We start from the raw sequence: 18,615 nt of genomic DNA, 5'->3' as shown, positions 1-18,615 counted from the left end.
TTTCCGCTTCGCGCTTCCGGCGGGAACAGCCGGCAGGCCCACATAAAAAAGTGGAGGCTTCTGTTGCCAGGCGCCTCCGAGCCCCGCCTTACGTCGCTAAACGGAAGGACTTAGGTTTGGGAACCAGCACCGCTTACGCGGCGACAGCAACCCGAGCATTGTTGTCGTTGGCAACTATGCGTTAGCCCTATAACGGCGGAACCATACCGGGCAAAAGAACGGCCTTTACACTCTCGTCGATCCTATTTCGCCCCCGCCGCAACCCTGCCACCTGAGTGACCTGGCGAGCCCGCGGTCCAAGATCCCGCAGGCCGCCCCAAAGCTTGCGCCGCAGGGCTGTGGTGGAGGCGCCGGGTACCGCCCCCGGGTCCGAAAAGCTTATTACGACGTCCGTTTATCGCCATAGCCGGTCTTGCGATCGGCACAGCGAATATAGGGACTGTGGAGGCGCGGGGAAAGAGAGGAACGCGAACCATGCCGGCTTAATTTCCCAGGCCCTCTTTTCAGTCGAGAATCCGGCCGTCATAAGCGCTGATATCAAGCACCGTTTCGTTCCCGTCGCGGTCGCGCCCGGCGATTTCCCAGCGACTGCCCGAACGCGCGATCTCCTCGACATGGGTGATGCCGAACCGCCAGGCGATCTGGCGCGCGCCATGCTCGGAGAGCAGCGCCGGCTTGCCAGGAGGGGGCTGATTCGACGTCATGGACAGCGCCGGCCCCGCCATCGTCATGACGGCGCTCAGCAGCGCCAATCCGGTCATCCGGTCGCGAAAATTCATCATTTGCCTCCAACACCGGCCTCCAGCGACGCCCCCTCGATCGAGGCGGATAAATCCCTGGAATTGTGGCCGGCCTGAAGGCGGCTGGGGCGTTCATGGTTCACGTCGTTTCCCGATCTCGTGAGCGGGAACGTCGCGCGGAGGTCTTTCCGCTCGAGGAGATCTTGCCGCTCGAGGAGACCTTGCCGCTCGAGGAGACCTTGCCGCTCAATGCGGTGCGGCGGCGGAGAGCGGGTCGTCGCGCTCGATCTTGACGACCTTGCCGTCGCTGGCGCGCAGGTCGATCTCGATGTCGGCGCCGATATTGTCGCTGCCGTTGAGCTGCCAGAGACAGTCCTCGAGCTCGATCTCCTCGATCCGCACCATGCCGTTGTCGATGGCGATGCGACGAGCTTCATTCATCGAGATACCCGGCTCGCCGGGTTGATTCGGGGTAGCCGGCTGGGCGGCGGCGATGCCCGCTTGCAACATCAGCGTGCCTGCGAGCGCCCAGGTGGACGCCGCGCGATAAAGCGGCATTGCTTTCTCCCTAGTGCTATTTTGTCGGAGCGAAACACGGCTTCATGGCTTTGTTCCGGCATAGCGATGGCGAAGCCGGTTCGGGAGGGCGCCGGATGGGGCAAGCCGGGCAGAAGGCCATGCCGAGAAAGCTTGGGACAGTCGCTGATGACGGTGCGGCGCGCTTGGCGCAAAGCGGCTAAACTGTCTGGCCTCACGAGATTCGCCATGCGCCAATATCACGACCTCCTCAATCGCGTCCTGACCGAAGGCGTCCGCAAGGACGACCGCACCGGCACCGGCACCTTCGCGGTGTTCGGGCATCAGATGCGCTTCGACCTCGCGGAGGGCTTTCCGCTCGTCACGACCAAGAAGCTGCATCTGAAATCGATCATCCACGAATTGATCTGGTTCCTGCGCGGCGACACCAATGTGCGCTACCTGCAGGAAAACGGCGTCACGATCTGGGATGAATGGGCCGATGAGAACGGCGATCTCGGGCCCGTCTATGGCCTTACTGTAACCCCTCCATTTCGTATGTCGACGACTCAGGCATCCTCGACCACGAGGTACTTCGCGGCCGGGGAGCCGGCGCGCCCTCAATAGCGCCGTAGCCGGCTTCCCGGGCGGGAAGTGCCGGGTCCAGTCCGGCCTCCCTGAACGATTGGCGCTTCAGTTTTGGCTGCCTTTTGGCGGCCTGCTCTCCCCGGTCGTACGACGTGATTTCGGATGGCGAGCTAGGCTCAGGACTACAGCCTCAGCGAGGAAATGGCTGAGGCCGTCCTGCTCATCTCCAGAACCGGGACGCGGATGATCCGCTGGGCCGAACCCTTTTGTCGGGAACTAGCCGCACTGGGTTATCGCGTCATCCGGTTCGATAATCGAGATGCAGGGTATTCCCCCTCCTTTGCTCAGCACGGAGCCGTGGACGTCGAACCGTTGGTGTCCCTTCTGATGCCGGGGAGCGGCCAGCTGTGCCCTACATGCTTGCCGACATGTCCGGGGATGCAATCGGCCCACTGGATGCCTCGCTATCTCGCGGGCGTAAGTTGTTGGACGGTCGCAGGGACGAATGATTGCCCAAGAGATGGCGAGAGAGCACCAGTCCCATCTTCTGTCGTTCACCTCGATCATGTCAGCAGCGGTCATGAGCCTGGCGCCGCTCTGGTCATTCGTCTGGCCCTCTGTGAGCCGCGTGACGAGCGGGCGGCCGGCGCCGTCATCACCGGGTGTTCCGACAGTTGTCCCTAATTTTAATGAAATTCGACGCAGTATTTCCAAATCCGTCCAATCCGTGAGCTGGAATCCGCGGAATAACTGCTGCTGAATGGGTATATAATTGTCGCGGACCTGCTCGCGCACTCTCGCAAGAAAAATAGGCTGAAGCCAAGTGCTTGAGCCTTTGTCGAGAGTGGTGACAAAAACAGGTTTGTTATCGGTTCTGCACGCTCTTCATTTTCTATAAGTTGACTCAATATTGTCGCTGTGGCGAATGGATCATTCGCTGGTGCGAAAATTCGACGCTTAATATCGCCAAGAGAATCCGCGGCGGCGTGGGCGCGTAGAGCATTCTGCTGATACATGTCTGCTTGCAGGGACGGAAGCCCTAGAATGAGCGCCCTCGTAGCTTTCTCCTTTTCCTCCGCAACTTCAGATATCAGACGATTTTCGTATCCCGCGCCAACCACCAAGAAATCATTTTTCGTATCGTTATTAGAAAATCCCTCATAACCTGCGATTTGGCGAACCTCATGAACTTGCTCACTCGAGAACAGAGTCTGATCGAGGCTAGAATAATGTCCGGGTTCTGTATAAATGATATCAAATTTTTTTACTCCCTTTAATTTAAGGTAATTGACTACATACATCATATGCGGCCGCATAAATCCGGTCACGTCTATACAAATTCTCGAAGAGAAATCAAAACTTCCAAGCCGTTCAAAATACTCCAACATGTACTCGTCTTCGCGAGTGTTTTTAGATTGAAATGCGCCCGAAGGAATGATCTCTTGCGCGAACCCGTACTCATTGTGAACAAGCCAATCTTTTCTCGCTGCCACGACCCTATCAAAAACGCCCGCTACCCGTTCCGCGGTGCTAAAGCCCGAGATAAATAGATCCCAGTTCTCGTTCGGGAGGTCACCAATCTGTAAGGCGACCTTGTATTGGTAGGTGTAGTCAAACATCGAATAGCCCAATCTGCTGGTGCTTGACGCCGATTGCGCTATCGTTCCGAATTCCTGCCGAAACTCTCTGGCGCCATTCGGATTCGAGGGTCGTATATTCGCGATTCATAGCCGGGTCGAAGATCGCGTTGAAAGCGTCCGGCGAGAGAGGAGCCACGCCACGGCGGATCATGGGTAGGTCCCAGCGTGGCGCGAGCATGGGGCTGATCTGAAATTTTGACGTGATATCTTCGGAATTGCGCTCCTTCTGCGTGCCGGGCAAGCGGTGGATGAAGGCGCGCGCTTCGGCCAACTGCAAGATATGCCTAGCACCAGGCGTGATACCCCTTTCTGGGATACTGAAACTGGAAAGAGAACTCTCGATCGGCTTGTCACCAAAACGGTGGATGCGAAACAGGTTAGCGAGCCGCTCGATCGCTTGTTGCAGCAGCAGGCCTTCTTCTCCAGCTTTACGCATATTGCTGTAGTACCAGTCAGAAGCGTCAATAACGCCCTTGTGCTGGGAGCGTATAGAAATCTCTCCGCCCTCGAACGGTTTCTCATCGGAGAATACGGACCACTCGTAGATAGACCGTAGAATAGTTAGGAGGGCGCGCGGAATGCCCGCTGACATCCTAATGAAGGTTCTAAGACCGCCATATGTCTGAGGGGTTCGATTTTCCCTTAGCAACTGGGCAACGAGGTCGCGCGAATAGTGATTGTAGGCCTGCTTGTATCTTGTCGAATTGCCCAGAGTAAAATCGGCGCAAAGCCGTTCGATTTCAATGAGAGCGTCTTTAAGTGGTCGACCGTTTGCAAGATCCTGGTAGAAGAGGAGTATGTTCAGCTTCTCTAAGAGGGGGGAAGAGGGAACTTGAAGGGCGATCTGCGCATCGTCGTAGGTCACAACCGGTGGGAGCTTGCTGATCACGTCGCGCAGTTTTCGAAAATGATCGCGATCAGGGGATGGCGTTTGCGCTATTGTGGCCCAACTGGCGCTGTTCCACGCCGGGTCGAAATCTTCAAAATGCTTACCTAGGCTGCCGACATCGAATGTACCCTTCCCGTAGCGGTCCTCCAGGCGCTTATAGATCAAGGTTCGACAAAAGGACGCATATTGCTCGGTCAATTCGCGGAAGGTTGCATCAAGGCGAATCACGGAATACTCGGAATCCTGGATGTTCTCCTCGCCGGCGCTATTCGTCTCGAACGTATGGACGCCATAGCTCCTCGAGCCAATTCTGAAAGTGCTAGGCGGCTCACGTTCACGATATAGCGTATTTACGTGGATTTGTTGATCCTTTGTAAGGTTCTCAAACTCGTCAATCGAGTAGACAAAGAGTACGTCTCTAAGGAACTCAAAATTACTTGCTAAGACCTTCGGAATACCAAATATGAGATTCCCCGGTGAAGTTATGATGTCAATGTCCAAACGGCCCGTAATTAGGCAATTATTAATCTCGTAATCAAGTGTGCGCTGAGCTTTGGACAAGTGCTCGCGCAGTTCTTGAAACGAGTCGATTGGGCCGCTGGGCTGCTTGTCGAGGAGGGCTACGATACCATCGCAGACACCCTTCTCATCTGCTTCAGGCGCGTCATGCTGAATCGCCATGGCAAGGCTGATGACGTGTTGAGCGAGCCACAACTCAAAGTAAAAGGCAAAAAGCTGCTGCCACAATTCCTCGGATTGGCGCTTCCCAGTAAATCGGTTTGAGTGTAGACCGCTGCATCGTACGTAGAGTCCAATGTAGCCATCGGCCATGACGCCTTCGCCTACCGAAAGCCCAGCTTCTTTGTAGCGCAGGCGTTGAAGGTCGAACGCCTGATGTCTCATCAAATGTGTTTTGCCGCTGCCCTTCGCCCCGAGGATATAGGTGGGCATCGGCGAAGCTGGATGGTCGAGCTCTGTGACGGTGCTGTCATCCGCGGCAGATATTTTTACCCAGAGGTTCTCGATCTGCTCATCATTAAGATCGACGGCCTTCGTGATTCCGAACGGATTGCCTTTTCGAGTGCCCTGCATCAGCTGGCATCCTTATGATAGCGCTTGAATATTGGACGCCAAGTAGATGTTTCCCGCCAAAATATCGGTAACGAATTGTCGGGCGTGTTGTGGTTAAACCCAAGTAGGAGTTGGCCATTCTTGTAGCCAAGCGGGTGTGTTGCCCAGAGGCTAGATCCATGTTTTAAGCACGTGTTCTTGATTTTGTCGCGGTCGAACGGCGTATTTGGATGGCTGAATATCCGCGACTCGGGTTCCAATGAGCAAAAGCTCTGGTCTAATTCATATACAGCCGATACGTTATCGTACTGTCCCAAATCCCGAATGGCCTGCAGGCCTCCCGTTGTCGCAAATAGAACGACGTAATGTATCCTCACATCCGGTTTGAGCTTGCGGAGCGGTACAACTATATCCTTCGAATAATCGCTCGCCTGAGTTCCTGATCCACATAGATCATCGATGAAGACATAGGTGTTAATATCTTCATCTCTTAAACGCAGTGTCGGAATATCAGTCGACGTGTCGCGCGAAAAAACCTGATGCGAATGAATAAACAGCGTTCTTGGAAGATTGTTCTCCTGCCTGAAGTAATAAAGGAGGTGTACACCGCTTTCTGAGGGGTTACCAACACCTAGGAAGCGAGTTGCATTTTGATGTTTATGAAACTCTTTTTCTAAGACGTTCCAGTCCGCGGTGTCTCCATTGGATTTCCTGATCGTATGGATCGCTGGTGTCCGATAGAGATCGCGGTAAAGTGACTTCAAAAGCTCGCGAATTTCATTCTGGCCAAAGTAGATGAAGTTTCCTAGGAGATACAGCGCGTGGAGCTGCTCGTCGTCTGCCACGTCGGCAGATTTGGTAAACTGGGCGACCCACCGATTTATGTCCGGCTCAAGGATCCGGCCGTGCCAAGTCGTTTCGGTCAGCTTTTTCAGCTTGTTCATCAGGTAGTTTTCGAGTCCCTCCCGATCCAATTCAAATTTCTCCGCGTTGCTTGGCGAGAATATAGACATGTTCTCTTTCGATTGTGCCTGCCGTCCTGTTGCGCTTAGTCATCAGTCCGCGCGACTTGATCGTATCAACTAATTCCAGTTTGGTGTGAAGGCCTCGGATTTCAAAGATCCGCTGAAGGAATTTGGTAGTTGTGAAGCTCTTACCGCAAACTTGGTTGTCGCCCACTATCAGAACAAGCTTCGCCCCTGGCTTCATTCGGGCCACGATGGCATCGGCTGCATGTTCCATCTCTTCGAGGTACTTCCCCGCGATGTGTGCGCGGAGGGGGTTGGCGGAGCGTATTTCCTCGAGGATGTCGTCTGCGCCTATCCGGGCGTCAATACCTATGTCTCGCAACTCGGTTTGTGCAAAGTGCTCGCGTCCAATATTTAAGCGTTCGAGGTTTCGGAGTTTTGCGTCAGGCGCGAGCCCAAGCCAGCCTAAGCTCAGAGAAGATGCTCTGATGTACTTCTGAGCTCCTGCGTAAGGCGGTGAGGTTAAGACAAGATCGACATCTGGGCCTGCTCCTTGGTTGAGTGGTTCCCTTACGTCATTGAAGATTGAGCCAGGAGTGCAGCCTTGAGGAAGTTTCTCAATCCGACTGACATTTTGGGTGGCAATCCTCAGAAATAGTTCGCGAGCATTGGGGAGGCCTTCGAGATGGCGCGCTAATGCCTCGCCTTTCAGCCGGACGGGCACGGAGAGGCGAGGGTCAGCTGCGCTAAGCCTCTTCACGCAGGCTGAAAAACACACTTCCATGAACGCGCGGATTGCACCGGCGCATACTGTCCTAATTGCGCTGAGAAGCCGCCCCAATTGGAGTTGGTGATCATCAGAGTACCATCTTGTCGGATCCATTACCGGCGTAAAGAGTGCAGCCGTACCTTCGAATTTTAGGACATGCTCAATGGCTTGCAAAAGCTCCTTCGGATCGACCCAAGTAGTTTTGGCATGGGCAATCTGCCGTGCCAACGGATTGGAGTCGCTTCCGATGCAAGGACGGCCCGATAAGATTGCTTCCAACAACACCGTCCCAGATCCGCAGAAGGGGTCGTAAACCATACCCTCTGGCGGGCACATTTGGGAGGAATTCAGGAAAAACAATGGTATGTTAAGAAGTAATTTTGCAGGATAGGGATGAATAAGATGGGTGTAGCGGTCGATTCCGGCACCAAGATGGACAAGACTCCTGAAATCAACTTCGATTGCGCGTCCTTTGGATCTGTATTCTGCAATTAGTAATTCGAGTTTTTCTGTAAAATCCCAGAATCTACGCTGAATGTGCGCGCGATACGCAAGTTTTAGTTGGGAAGATTTCCCTACAACTTCACCAGTTTTTACAATTGTATTGTTGGTTTCACTAAACAAAATTACACGCGCGAACCAGGTCGCTCCGCTCACAGTTAGATAAGTTGCTGATTTCAAGCCTTATCTGGGCGAAATACTTTCGCTCGACCTGAATGTTTTTCTCCGGCGACATAAGGCGCAATGTCGTCTCCGCTTCAGATGATTGCGCGCCCGGGTCGGACAACTGGTCGATTCCTTCTGTTTCTAAGTCCCAACTAAGCCGTCCTTAGCAAGGTATCACTCTCTGCGAAAGCGGGGTCGCCGAGGGGGCCTGGTGCCCGGCAACGGCGAAACTGACCGCGTGGGTGCACGGGCGTGCCGTCGCCGATAGGGATGCTCGCGCCCCGGTAATCGTGCCGCGGCCGGTTCATTTCTGTCTGGCGTATTGGGCAAATAGGTCGCTACGGCCATTCCGAACTCGGCCGCTTCCTGCCGATCTTGTCGTCGCGGCGGCCGCGCGATCACCTTCCACAGCGACCTCGGAATTTGAGAGGGGCATTTACCCATCAACTGAGTGCCCAACAATCGCTCGGGGCGCCACGACTACACATCTAGTATTGCAGCAGTGCCCATTCGTTGGTTTTAATGGAGCAATGGGCGTGGTTCACATTCCCGATGCGGTGCGGATACGCCTGGCTGGCTACCCAGGCGTCGTTGGCGTGCCTGTTATCTTCCTCGGCGGTTATCGTTATCCACGTGAACTTAACCTCTACATCCGGCTTCGAGCAAACGGCGATTGGCATCCAGCGAAGCTTCCACGTGTCGTACGGGAGGCGTTTGGGCAAGAGGTCAGGCTGTACACAAAAAAGTCGATGGTAACGCTAGCTCGGCACTTGCTGAATTTCATGGAATGGGCCGAATGGGCAGGGGTCGATTGGAGACGGATAGAGTACAAACGTCATCTCGTGCAAGGTTATCAGCGCGACATGCAAATGGGTCGATGGTCAGCGCGTGGGGAGGGCCTTGCTCCGAATACAATTAACCAGCGCATCTCGACTGCATGTCACTTCCTAGAGTGGGCTGGGTTCTCAAGATTCAGGGAACGCTTTGATCAAGCACGCATCCGCATCTCATCAAGCCGCTCGCGAGGAAAAGCCAAAGGCGAAACAGTTAGGCTTGGAGCCGTGCGTCAAGACCCTCTGGATTTGCGCTTACCCACGGCCGAAGAGGTCGCCCGGTGGCTTAAGCAGGTAAGGGCGCGCTACGGTCGCACGAAGGCGCTATTATGTCAGACGGTTCTCGAAACAGCTGTCCGGCGAGATGAAGCCGTGGAGTGGCGTACTTCCTATCTGCCGGATGATACGGCGGAGTGGAGAATTCTCGGCGATTACGCAGTCGTTCAATTAGTTCACGGAACGAAGTACGGTGTAGCGCGAAACATTAGGCTTCGAATGGCATTCGCGGAGGAACTCCACAGATATCAGCGCAGGGGGCGTCTCCGGGCGCGGGCAGAGTGGATCGAGCGCAACCCGAACAAGAAGCCGCCATCTCGTCTTTTCCTGAGCGAGTATATTGGTGAGCCAATTTCTTATCAGGTTTTCTACGAGGCCTGGGTGGGCGTTCCTGCTCTCCCCTTTAAAGGCTGGTCTCCCCACGCGGGCCGTCACTACTGGGCCTGCACGACACTTCTCGAGCATCTCGAGCTGCAGGCGCAAAGGGCTCGGCTTGTATTGAACCAGATGCCGGATGCCTGGGTTCACGAAGTAGGTCTGTCCGCGATCCAAACAATTATTCAGCCGCAACTGGGACACGCTAGTGACGAGACGACCGAGCGTTACCTCAAGTGGATCCACGAAAGCATCGCGGTGTCCGATGCGTATTTGGGTTATCACTGCTTTCTCGATGAAGATGAAGTTCGTGATCTTGGCTGATGTTCTCACGGAGGCGGCCACTGAGTAACCCAACGCGCCAAAGACACAAGGGCCATGGGGCATCCGAACTCGGTCCGAGCGACGATAGCAATGTCGTCGCAGTTCGGGTCTATCCAATCAGGTTCAATTCGACGCCCAATAATGGATCGCCATCGTTTCCCGTGGACCTCTCCGAGTTTGCTAAAGGCCGGACGATCTCAAGCACCGGCAAATGGAGGGGACCAATCGGCCCAAAACCCGAGCTCCTTGATGATCTTCTTCCCTACCTTTACGAGAATTGTCGCCATCGCCCGCTGAGGTCTTGGGTTCGGATTAAAACGAGCCTTCGTGCCGCTTGGCGCGTTCTGGATGAACTCCCGATTGGGTTCAAGGTCGCGCGGATTGCCGACCTGACCGACGCGCATGGCGGATTTCTGCGTCGCAGCCTCGGCGGTCTTTACGTGGACGTCGCACGCATCCTCTTGTCGAGCCGCCAGCATCACGGTCTGCCACCTCTCAACTGGCCTCCAAGCTATAATGCTCCACTGGCTATGATCGAAACTATCGACGACGCTACCACGCGACGCGTCTACCGGGCGATCAAGTCTGAAGTCCGTGCCATAAAACTGATGTGGCAAACTGGCGACGATCTCATTCAGCGCGACCATGTTTCGGACGCCACCGTTGATTCTAAGGCCCGATCGTTCCTTCAAACATTTTTCGAGAAACATGTTCAGCCTCTGCCAGCCTCGGCGTGGGACGTTCCGGATCAAGTCCGTAAAGGCGTTCTCATTCCCACATATCGTGTCCCGGGAATGGATGGGCCGACGGACCCAGCCGAGAAAGCGGATGCTGGCGTCGGGGGACTGAGCGAAGCCCTGCGATGGAAATATCCGTCGGCGTGGGAGGCGACCTGCTTCTTGCTGTTGCTTCTGGTTTTGACCGGTTGGAATCAAGACACCGCCCTCAATCTGGATCTTGATGGCGATTGGTGCCGGTTGCACCCGCTCAACAATGATCTCGCTGTTATTCAGGCGAAAAAGGGCAAGACTGAAACGATCCAAACGGCGATATGTCTCAGGAAACCGGAACTTTATCCCGAGCGGCTTCTGCAAGCTCTCATCGCTAGAACCGAACCTCTTCGGCAAGAGCTGCGGCGCCAACTTGCCGAGGTAGAGACACAAATCAATGAGGCCGCTGCGCCTACTGCTGAGCTGCAGCGCGAGTTTGATCGACTTTATATCATGATCCGAAGCCCCTGGATCTATGTAAACCGTAGCGATTTTTCCGTTGGCTGTTTGTTGCCCTGGCAAACCTTCAAGTATCCAGGCGTCGTACTTCGCGCAATTGTTGCAAAGTACGACATCCGGGGTTCGAAGGGTGGTGTGGTCGAAATTAAGCCTGGCGATTTCCGCGATGCTTGGATCGGCTTCTCGTACGTCCACAGTGGCTACAGCTGGCTCATCGCAAAGATCGCAGCTGGCCACAGAAGCATGGATGCACTGAGGAATTACTTCCGCCAGCGTCGTTGGCGTGGATACAGCGAGGAGCGCGTCTCTGCCCTGCTTAGCGTAATCTGGACCGAAATTCGTGGGCGCCGGCTCATCGATGGAGCGGTCCTGCGGCAGATGGTTGAACGCGGAGAAATCACAGATCAGGAGCGCGAGCGACTCGAACAGGGGCGAAATCGCACTCGGATGGGAATGGGCTGTCGCGACTTTAATCACCCACCGCCTGAAATCGCCCCGGGGCATCCATCGGGAGTTGGATGCATGGTTCAACGTTGCGTGCTCTGTCGCCATGCACTTCTTTTCGCGGACAGCATTGAGGGTCTGTGCCGCAGAAAGGCAGAGCTTGAACACGTGTGCGCTAACTTGGGGATGATCACTTGGCTTGAGTCTAGCTTTCCGGACGAGGAGGAGGTGCTCGATGAGGCGCTGAACTTGTTCGACCGTGCTCTCGTCGAAGTTCGAATCGAATTCTGGCGCTCTAAAATCGCGGCTGGAACGCACTTTGTCTTCGAATTCCAAGGTTACTACGGAGCAAGAGGATGATTGCGCCGGCGCCCAACCCTGAGCGCTCTTCGAAGAAAACCTTCGACGAGTGGCGCGAGAGCCTCGCCGTCAACCTGTCGGGGCGCGCATTTCCCGCACTGTCCCGGAGTGAACTTTATGGCCTCGAATTGTTTCCAGGATGCCCATTAGGGGGAACCGTTTACGTGGTCCCAAAATCCATGGTTCCGGCCGGTCCGGCGAGCATCCTGAGCATGCGCTCCGTTGACCTTATGAGTGGTGTACCGCCAGCTACCAGTCGTGATCCGGAAAAGCTCGGGAAGGTGCTTGATGTGCTCCGGATCATCGTCGTTGCCGCCCTCCTGATCCCTCGCGAATCGCGCCGGCGGAGAGGTCATCTACCAAAACCAGGCACGTGGGTTCAGTTCTGTCGACGCTTGCTACGCTTCTCGGCGTGGGCCCTCACCCACAGACCCAACAAATCTACCGTGTTCGCGCACTTAACTTTTGGAGATTTTGCCGAAGCGGTAAAGTGCACATCTTCTTCTGTCGGTTGGGCGCTCAGCGAGGTATCGAAGCTGAGAACGCTCGAGGCTGTAGTTGATTGGCCGGATTTTCCGATTGCATTGGCCAATGTCTACAAACTCGTCGGGATGCCAGAGCCAATCGAGAAGCAGAAAAGTGTGGCATCTGCGGGAGACGGGCACGCCGGAAAGCCCGATGAGCAAGGGGACACTGCCGATGAGGCGCAGGTTCTGCGTTCACGCGAACGGTTCAAGCCTCTGCCTGATCGGTTCGTGACGGAGGCTGGCTGGAGGGTTATCTGGTTCGTCGAGAATCTGGGCCCAAATATTATTAGACTCCACGGTAGGTTGCGCGACAAGCCGTCCGGCTTGGACTCAAGAAGTATGATAAAATGGCGCGCCAAAATTTTGGAGGATCATCGTTGGCGCGACCCGCACGGGAGGCCTATTGACGAGATTCCGTTCAAAATCATTCTGTCGCAGAAGCGCAAGAGTAAACCGATTGCAATCGATAGAATTGGCGGCGTCACGACAGAAGAGTATGTCTTTTCTCTGGCCTACCTCCTCCAGCTCTGCCACATCTACATCGTCTCCTTTTGTATGGGCTCCCGTGTTAGCGAACTATTCTCATTGCATGATGAAAGTCTCGACGAGCGCAAGATCCTTGGCGGCGATGGCCGGCGTGTGACAGGGCACACCTACAAGCTGGTCGAGATCATTGGCGGTAAGGATAGGGATTGGCCGATCCATCCTTTCGCTGCTGCAGCCATAAGACAGCAGAATTGCCTTGTTTCAGGAATGCGGCGGCCAGGAGTCCATGCACTCTGGATCCAATTCAAGGCGTCTGCAACGGGAGCGGAGAAATCGCAGCAGGGCGACCCCCTCAAGAGCCTTAATTTGAACAGACTCGTGGAGATGCTCGACTTGCGCGATTACGTCGACGAGCGTGGTCTGCACCACCATCGTTTCCGAAAAACGCTTGCCCGTCTTGGGGCGCTTGCCCTTGTCGGATCTCCTAAAATCCTAATGGATCTGTTTGGCCACTCATCGATCAAGATGACGCTGTTCGATTATATATTAGCTGACACCGCAATCGCGGCCGAGATGGACCAAGTTGCCCATGACATGATTCTGCTTAATGCCAAGGAGGTTCTAGTCACTTCCCACGAACACGGTGGACGCGCGGGGGCCCGCCTAAAGGGCTTTCCCTGGGGTAAGCCAGCACGCGGCGAGGCAGAACTGCGAGTCACCGACATCGACGAGGCGGCCAAGATCGTAACCCTCAACGGTAGCTCCTGGATCATGGTTCGGTCGAACGTCCTTTGCACGAAAGGGCCGCAACAGGTCGGGCCATGCACGCGTGCTGTCGGCCATCCCGACACGTCGCGATGCCAGCCCGACTGCGACCGTAGGCTGGAGCTTAACGCAGCTCGCAGTGATGTTTCAGAGAGCATTTCGATGTCTGTTAGCAAGCTCGCCGCCATCAAGGATTGGGGGGATAACTACGAGGCGCTTTTCTGGATTGGGCAGCTTCGACATCATCTGCTGCGCTTTGAGGATGTCACTGCACTTTGGGATGAGCACCCGATCATCATACGCCTTCGAAAGTGGGAAGCTGCTCATCTGCCTGGATGAAGGGATCTCGGGGCCGTGATGAAGACGAGCAAGTCGGCAGCTAGAGACAACTCTGCTGGATTGGCAGCCGAGGCGCTGCGAAAAAAGCGCGCAACGATACAGAAACTCGAGAAAGGCAAAGCGGAAGCACTGCGCCTGATCCTTGAACACGATGGTCTGTATCCTGGCAATGGCGGGCGATTGAGCCAGGCAGAACTCTGCCGCTTAGCCGGCGTCGATCCCTCGCTTTTGGGGCAGCCGGCCCACAGGAGCACAACGCGTGTGGATCTGAACGATTGGTTGCGGAAGATTCGACGCGACATGGTAACCGGCAAGCACAGGGTACGCCGCGAGGTAACGGGGAGGGTCGAGCAGTGGAAAACGGCCTACAACGAGTTGCTCACGTCTTTCAGTATCGTCGAGTTGGAATTGGAGAACGCCAACCGGGTGATACAGGCGCTGCAAAGCCAGGTGCGCGACCTCGGGGGGACTCCTGCTGAGTAGTCTTCTGAACAGTCGTGTCGGATCTCCACACTCCCTACCTACTCGGTGCGTTGGTGTGCGGGGGGCTGCTTGGCTATGGAACGCTAAAGCTACGGCTCGATCAATGAGGCCCGCGGAGGTTCGCTCCCCACCGAGGCCGTGTGGCGGCGCGATTGCGCATCGAGTTCGGCTGATGCACATGACCTTGGGAACGGGCGGAAACGGATCAGGTCATCTGACAGCTACTCCATCGTACGTGGACTGCCGAAAGGATGGCATTCGTCGACGAGATCGCGGACTGTCACTTCTAACGCCTGAGCGATTTGCCAAAGGCTGGTAGCGGTCGGGTTTCGCTGGCCCATTTCGAGGGCGCTTACATGCGCTCTGTCGACGCCGAGACGTTGCGCAACCTGAGCTTGGGTGAGTCCTTTCGCGAGCCTCGCGGCTCGCGCGTTCTCGGCAATCACCTGTTTGATATCCATCACCGCATTTATCTGCGGTGAGCCATCTATCGCGACGCGGTATAGCGCGTTGCGCTTTAACGCACATCGGGGTTATGACCACATAGCTAGATCACTCGAGGAGCTAAAGTGGCAGGCGAGTATCCATGAAACGCTTTGTTGCAGCGGCGCTTGGCTTTCCCGAACTCAGGTTTGAGATTGAGTGGGTGCAGATCGATAGGGACCGGATCAAATATCTTCTGGTCGTGGGCGTGTCTGGCGATCTGGCAAGCCGAGACAGCTGGCAGGAAATTTTCGACGGCTGGTGTGCAGCCCAAGGCGAGTCTCCGAAGTTTAAGCGCGGCAACAGCCGAACCAATCGCACGGAAGCTAAGGTCGTTCTGCACGGCTTTCATCCGATCGTAGACTTCCTTGTAAGGTGGATCGGGCTGGATACTCTGCCGATCGGACAGCCGGAGGGCTTAAAGACCGGTCAGTTGGAGGCCGAGCTTTCGCAGCTTCGGAAGCAGAACGCAGAATTGCTTCAGCTCGTCACCCAAGCTCGGGAAGTCCGGCGCCCGGAGCTTCGGAAGTGACAGCAGGGTGGGCCGCCTAATGGCCCCCGTTGGCGAGAAGCCCATGTTTCCCCTCGCACAGTTCGTCGATGGCCGGCCGGTCGATGGAATCGCGGAGGTGACGAAGGTCGTCCGCAATCCACGGGTTGCCTGGCACTGGCTTATATTGCCTCAGGAGAGCATCGGAGGCACGCCTCTCGACCGTCTCAAGCAAGGGAGCGTCGAAGAAGTATTGCCGGCCGCCACGAGAGACTTTGCGTGATGAAGACAGTCTCCAGCAAGAGCGTGGTCATCACCGAAGCTGCCATTCGGGCTGCGGATCAGCTCAAGATTCCTGCGGCAGCCTTTGCCGCGATCATCGGTCTCGACGAGGCCACAGCGGCGAGCATCAGGCGCGGCGGACTTAGACTTGAGCCCGGCACGAAGCCCTTCGAGCTTGCTGTCCTTTTCGTGCGCTTGTTTTGCTCGCTCGATGCAATTGTGGGCGGCGACGACGAGGTCGCGGCAAGCTGGCTCGCCAGTCCGAACACCTTCCTCGATGCCCGGCCCATCGAGAAGCTGCAGACTGTGACCGGGCTTGTCGACGTTATCGCCCATCTGGACGCACGTCGCGCTCTCGTCTGATCTCTCCGCGCTCGATCTTGCTGATCGCGGCGCGTGAGACACCGGTTGAGTGCGGGGCGATGCTGTGGGGTCATCGTGACAAACCAGGAATGTCACACTCCCCCTCGGCCTTGGGCGCGGGAGTCTGGCATGATCGAAGCCACCAAGCCCGAGTTGTGGATCCATGGGCATGATCATGGTTCACATGACTACTTGGTTGGCCGAACCCGAGTGTTCGCGAACCAGACGGGCTATCCTCGAAACGGTGTTCGAGAGAACCAGGGTTTTCGGCCCAACCGCGCGATCGAGGTGGGCGCGGCCGACGAAGCAAAGAAGCTGTGACGGATGTCACCCGGCGTGGTTGGTGACGATGCTTCTAACGGAGGCGCCCGTGCAAAAGCCCGTTGAGATCAGCTATGGCGAGGGCTTGGGAGAACCGCTAACCCCCGAAGAGGGGTGACGGTGCTTAACGCTCACGCAGTTGCCATTCCTCTTGAGGACTGGGCAGGGGCCGTCGTGGAAGCGATTGAACTTCAAGCAAGGATCGGCGTGGAGCGCTCCAAACTGGATGACTGGCAGGAGCGGGGGCGCCGTCATCGGCCTTCTGAATGACGCCAGAGAGCTGTTGCGGCGCAGCGTCAGCACGCTCTCCGTCATAACGCGCGGATCTGCTCCTCGAACTCCTCCGGGATGGCGCCGTGCCGCGCCAGCACCTCGAGTGCGCTGACCTCACCGGTCTCGTCGTCGGCCGTGACGTGGATCACCGCTATCCCCTCGGCCGTTCGCGCCATCCGCTCGCCGTCGTTCAGCGCGTGATGCTTCGTCTTCGCCGGCACGCGCTGCGCGGGGACCAGGCGCTTGCGATGGGTTTTGAAAGGCTGGAGGAAGAAGGTCTCGACGCTGGCCATGGCTTGACTCTCGATCTGGTTTGTTCTGATTTTGTTCTCATATCAGAGGACGTAAATCATGTCACCGGAGCCGCGTACGGATACCGACCCCGCAACCGAAATCGAGTGTGAGATCGACGATCTCATCGCCGAGCATGGCAGCGAACGCGCGGCGATCCGGGCGCTCCTGCATGACCTGGCTGAGCTGGCGCGGGACCGCGACAGATCCGTATCGAGGGGCTTCCTCCGCGGCTTGTTTTCGCATGGCGCACGGCGGGTGCCGGAGGAGGAAGCGTGATGGTGCAGCGCTCAAAGCGGAGCATGTCGCCGCAGAAGGCTCGCGAAATGCAGGCCGTGACCCGCGACTTCCATTACACCGTGCGGCGATGGTGTGGAGAAATACCCATCAGCAGCGAGATCTACATTGTGGCGGCCGGCAGCAACGAACCCGACACGTTCCACGGGCTGTATCGAATGGACATTGACGCGGGCGAGGAATGAGGCGGCCGCGGATTCCACGAGCCGGCGTGCCTCGGCATCGGTTGATGTCGCGGGACGTGTCGGACATGCTGCCGGCAGAGCCTCTGTCGCCTGAGCGTCGGCGGCGCATCGGCGGTGAGGACGAGTGAAGTCGGTTGTGCCGCAGATCCCGCTACGCCGCGTCAACGATCTGGTAGCGCGTATCGAAGAGCTGACGAAGGATGCCGAGCGCCGCGGCTTCGGCTCGATCGCCGATTTGCTTGAGGCAGCCCTGATCGAAGCACGGATCGAGCAGCGGCGGCTTCAGGATGAGAAGGCGGACCGCAACGCGGACCCGCGCGACCTATGGACTCCGGAGACCAGATCCGATGTGTAACCTCTACAGCCACACCCGGAATGTTGACGCGATACGGAAGCTGTTCGCAGGCTTCGCCGATGCTGGCGTGAACGTGCCGGTTCAGCCGACGATCTATCCGGATTACAGCGCGCCGATCATCCGAAATGATGAAGGCGGCCCACGCCTCGCCATGACGCGTTGGGGCATGCCGTCCAGCAGTGACGCCCTGTTCAAGAACGCGACCGCCCGAGCGGATAAACTCAGAGCCAAGAACAAGCCGGTCGGCGACTTCAAAGAGATGCTGCGCATGGAGCCAGATGGTGGAACGACCAACGTCCGTAAGACCAGCTCCAAGCACTGGACGCGGTGGCTCGGGCCGGAGAACCGCTGTCTCGTGCCGTGGAACGCCTTCGCTGAGCCGGACCCCGATGGCGGTAATGCGTGGTTTGCGATCGACGAGAGCCGTCCGACCGCGTGCTTCGCCGGCATTTGGATTTCGCAGTGGGAGAGCGTGCGGAAGATCAAGACCGGCATCGAGAAGATGGACCTGTATGCGTTTCTCACCACCGACCCGAATGCGGAAGTGAAACCGATTCATTGGAAGGCCATGCCGGTGATCTTGCGAACGCCCGAGGAGCGCGCGGCTTGGATGACTGCGCCGTGGCCTGAGGTCTCACACCTTCAGCGCCCACTGCCCGATGGTTCGCTCACCGTTCTGGCGCGGCAGGTGAAGCGCGGTGAGGAGCAGGCACCGGGCGGCCCGCTGGCGGATGAGCCACCTGCCTAGCGAACGCGCGAGATCGGACTGATCGATGGCACGTTGGCATCTGCATCGCGCATGGCGCGCCGCGAACGCCGGCAGCGGGCTCCGGAGCGGCTGTCGGATTGGGAGGCGCTTCCGTCGACGCCTCTGGGCACGGCCATAAGTGCGCACGAGCGTATTGGGTGGTGTCGACCAGGCGACGATCTTGCCAGTCCAAGCTGCAATTTAGCAGGCCCGCAGAGGTAGCTCGGCCGAAAGCAGAC

The 18,615-nt window shown here is 56.8% G+C and carries 20 protein-coding genes, 1 other RNA gene and 1 pseudogene; 12 read left to right on the top strand and 10 right to left on the bottom strand.

Annotation, left to right across the window (positions count from 1 at the left end):
• Window positions 1-49: 49 nt before the first annotated feature.
• The 3 genes from ssrA to ACSQ3P_RS29535 all read right to left on the bottom strand — a co-directional run bounded on the left by ssrA (window position 50) and on the right by ACSQ3P_RS29535 (window position 1,298).
• Window positions 50-462, bottom strand: a transfer-messenger RNA (tmRNA) gene (gene ssrA, locus ACSQ3P_RS29545).
• Window positions 463-503: 41 nt separating this feature from the next.
• Complete coding sequence (locus ACSQ3P_RS29540) at window positions 504-752, bottom strand: hypothetical protein (protein ID WP_436169001.1); 249 nt, start codon at window positions 750-752, stop codon at window positions 504-506.
• Between the two features lie 234 nt (window positions 753-986).
• Window positions 987-1,298 (bottom strand): PepSY domain-containing protein, encoded by a 312-nt coding sequence (locus tag ACSQ3P_RS29535; protein WP_436169000.1) that lies wholly within the window; start codon window positions 1,296-1,298, stop codon window positions 987-989.
• 207 nt (window positions 1,299-1,505) lie between these two features.
• Between ACSQ3P_RS29535 and thyA the strand changes: the two are divergent.
• Window positions 1,506-1,790, top strand: a pseudogene (gene thyA / locus ACSQ3P_RS29530) (thymidylate synthase); the annotation flags it as partial.
• 740 nt (window positions 1,791-2,530) lie between these two features.
• Here the strand turns inward: thyA and ACSQ3P_RS29525 are convergent.
• Genes ACSQ3P_RS29525 through ACSQ3P_RS29510 form a run of 4 tightly spaced genes read right to left on the bottom strand, consistent with a single transcriptional unit; the run spans window position 2,531 to window position 7,862 of the window.
• Entirely contained in the window at window positions 2,531-3,463 is a 933-nt protein-coding gene (locus ACSQ3P_RS29525) for a hypothetical protein (protein ID WP_436168999.1), read from the bottom strand.
• Window positions 3,456-5,465, bottom strand: a complete 2,010-nt coding sequence (locus ACSQ3P_RS29520) for an ORC-CDC6 family AAA ATPase (protein WP_436168998.1) — start codon at window positions 5,463-5,465, stop codon at window positions 3,456-3,458. Before ACSQ3P_RS29520 ends, ACSQ3P_RS29525 begins: the two co-directional genes overlap by 8 nt.
• On the bottom strand, window positions 5,465-6,388 hold the full coding sequence (locus tag ACSQ3P_RS29515) for a phosphoribosyltransferase-like protein (RefSeq protein WP_436168997.1): 924 nt from the start codon (window positions 6,386-6,388) through the stop codon (window positions 5,465-5,467). Before ACSQ3P_RS29515 ends, ACSQ3P_RS29520 begins: the two co-directional genes overlap by 1 nt.
• A gap of 31 nt (window positions 6,389-6,419) precedes the next feature.
• Complete coding sequence (locus ACSQ3P_RS29510; RefSeq protein ID WP_436168996.1) at window positions 6,420-7,862, bottom strand: DNA methyltransferase; 1,443 nt, start codon at window positions 7,860-7,862, stop codon at window positions 6,420-6,422.
• Window positions 7,863-8,383: 521 nt separating this feature from the next.
• On the opposite strand from ACSQ3P_RS29510, the gene ACSQ3P_RS29505 reads away from it, so the two are divergent.
• Window positions 8,384-9,655, top strand: a complete 1,272-nt coding sequence (locus tag ACSQ3P_RS29505; protein WP_436168995.1) for a hypothetical protein — start codon at window positions 8,384-8,386, stop codon at window positions 9,653-9,655.
• A 197-nt stretch (window positions 9,656-9,852) separates the two neighbouring features.
• Here ACSQ3P_RS29505 and ACSQ3P_RS29500 read toward each other — a convergent pair whose 3' ends face one another.
• A complete protein-coding gene (locus tag ACSQ3P_RS29500) occupies window positions 9,853-10,137 on the bottom strand; it encodes a hypothetical protein (RefSeq protein WP_436168994.1) in 285 nt (94 codons plus the stop codon).
• Window positions 10,138-10,185: 48 nt separating this feature from the next.
• On the opposite strand from ACSQ3P_RS29500, the gene ACSQ3P_RS29495 reads away from it, so the two are divergent.
• Genes ACSQ3P_RS29495 through ACSQ3P_RS29485 form a run of 3 tightly spaced genes read left to right on the top strand, consistent with a single transcriptional unit; the run spans window position 10,186 to window position 14,288 of the window.
• The gene (locus tag ACSQ3P_RS29495; protein ID WP_436168993.1) at window positions 10,186-11,688 is read left to right on the top strand and encodes a hypothetical protein; all 1,503 of its coding nucleotides are present in this window, start codon (window positions 10,186-10,188) and stop codon (window positions 11,686-11,688) included.
• Window positions 11,685-13,805: a hypothetical protein gene (locus ACSQ3P_RS29490; RefSeq protein WP_436168992.1), complete on the top strand. Its 2,121-nt coding sequence runs from the start codon at window positions 11,685-11,687 to the stop codon at window positions 13,803-13,805. Before ACSQ3P_RS29495 ends, ACSQ3P_RS29490 begins: the two co-directional genes overlap by 4 nt.
• A gap of 18 nt (window positions 13,806-13,823) precedes the next feature.
• On the top strand, window positions 13,824-14,288 hold the full coding sequence (locus tag ACSQ3P_RS29485; RefSeq protein ID WP_436168991.1) for a hypothetical protein: 465 nt from the start codon (window positions 13,824-13,826) through the stop codon (window positions 14,286-14,288).
• Window positions 14,289-14,509: 221 nt separating this feature from the next.
• Here ACSQ3P_RS29485 and ACSQ3P_RS29480 read toward each other — a convergent pair whose 3' ends face one another.
• Entirely contained in the window at window positions 14,510-14,749 is a 240-nt protein-coding gene (locus tag ACSQ3P_RS29480) for a helix-turn-helix domain-containing protein (protein ID WP_436168990.1), read from the bottom strand.
• Between the two features lie 125 nt (window positions 14,750-14,874).
• Between ACSQ3P_RS29480 and ACSQ3P_RS29475 the strand changes: the two genes are divergently transcribed.
• From ACSQ3P_RS29475 to ACSQ3P_RS29465, 3 genes are all read left to right on the top strand, one after another.
• The gene (locus tag ACSQ3P_RS29475; RefSeq protein WP_436168989.1) at window positions 14,875-15,303 is read left to right on the top strand and encodes a hypothetical protein; all 429 of its coding nucleotides are present in this window, start codon (window positions 14,875-14,877) and stop codon (window positions 15,301-15,303) included.
• Window positions 15,304-15,543: 240 nt separating this feature from the next.
• Window positions 15,544-15,906, top strand: a complete 363-nt coding sequence (locus ACSQ3P_RS29470) for an MbcA/ParS/Xre antitoxin family protein (RefSeq protein ID WP_436168988.1) — start codon at window positions 15,544-15,546, stop codon at window positions 15,904-15,906.
• Between the two features lie 129 nt (window positions 15,907-16,035).
• Window positions 16,036-16,227, top strand: a complete 192-nt coding sequence (locus tag ACSQ3P_RS29465) for a hypothetical protein (RefSeq protein WP_436168987.1) — start codon at window positions 16,036-16,038, stop codon at window positions 16,225-16,227.
• Window positions 16,228-16,538: 311 nt separating this feature from the next.
• Here ACSQ3P_RS29465 and ACSQ3P_RS29460 read toward each other — a convergent pair whose 3' ends face one another.
• Window positions 16,539-16,793: a hypothetical protein gene (locus ACSQ3P_RS29460; RefSeq protein ID WP_436168986.1), complete on the bottom strand. Its 255-nt coding sequence runs from the start codon at window positions 16,791-16,793 to the stop codon at window positions 16,539-16,541.
• A 58-nt stretch (window positions 16,794-16,851) separates the two neighbouring features.
• On the opposite strand from ACSQ3P_RS29460, the gene ACSQ3P_RS29455 reads away from it, so the two are divergent.
• From ACSQ3P_RS29455 to ACSQ3P_RS29440, 4 genes are all read left to right on the top strand, one after another.
• Complete coding sequence (locus tag ACSQ3P_RS29455; protein ID WP_436168985.1) at window positions 16,852-17,070, top strand: hypothetical protein; 219 nt, start codon at window positions 16,852-16,854, stop codon at window positions 17,068-17,070.
• The gene (locus tag ACSQ3P_RS29450) at window positions 17,070-17,273 is read left to right on the top strand and encodes a hypothetical protein (protein WP_436168984.1); all 204 of its coding nucleotides are present in this window, start codon (window positions 17,070-17,072) and stop codon (window positions 17,271-17,273) included. Before ACSQ3P_RS29455 ends, ACSQ3P_RS29450 begins: the two co-directional genes overlap by 1 nt.
• A 124-nt stretch (window positions 17,274-17,397) precedes the next feature.
• Complete coding sequence (locus ACSQ3P_RS29445) at window positions 17,398-17,628, top strand: hypothetical protein (protein ID WP_436168983.1); 231 nt, start codon at window positions 17,398-17,400, stop codon at window positions 17,626-17,628.
• Window positions 17,621-18,376, top strand: coding sequence for an SOS response-associated peptidase family protein (locus tag ACSQ3P_RS29440; protein ID WP_436168982.1), 756 nt, complete (start codon window positions 17,621-17,623; stop codon window positions 18,374-18,376). Before ACSQ3P_RS29445 ends, ACSQ3P_RS29440 begins: the two co-directional genes overlap by 8 nt.
• Window positions 18,377-18,615: the final 239 nt, after the last annotated feature.

The organism is Allobosea sp. LjRoot9 (genome assembly GCF_964252745.1).
Classification (GTDB): domain Bacteria; phylum Pseudomonadota; class Alphaproteobacteria; order Rhizobiales; family Beijerinckiaceae; genus Allobosea.
The sequence above is the reverse complement of the archived record's forward strand: the minus strand, read 5'-3'. Positions and strand labels throughout refer to the sequence as shown.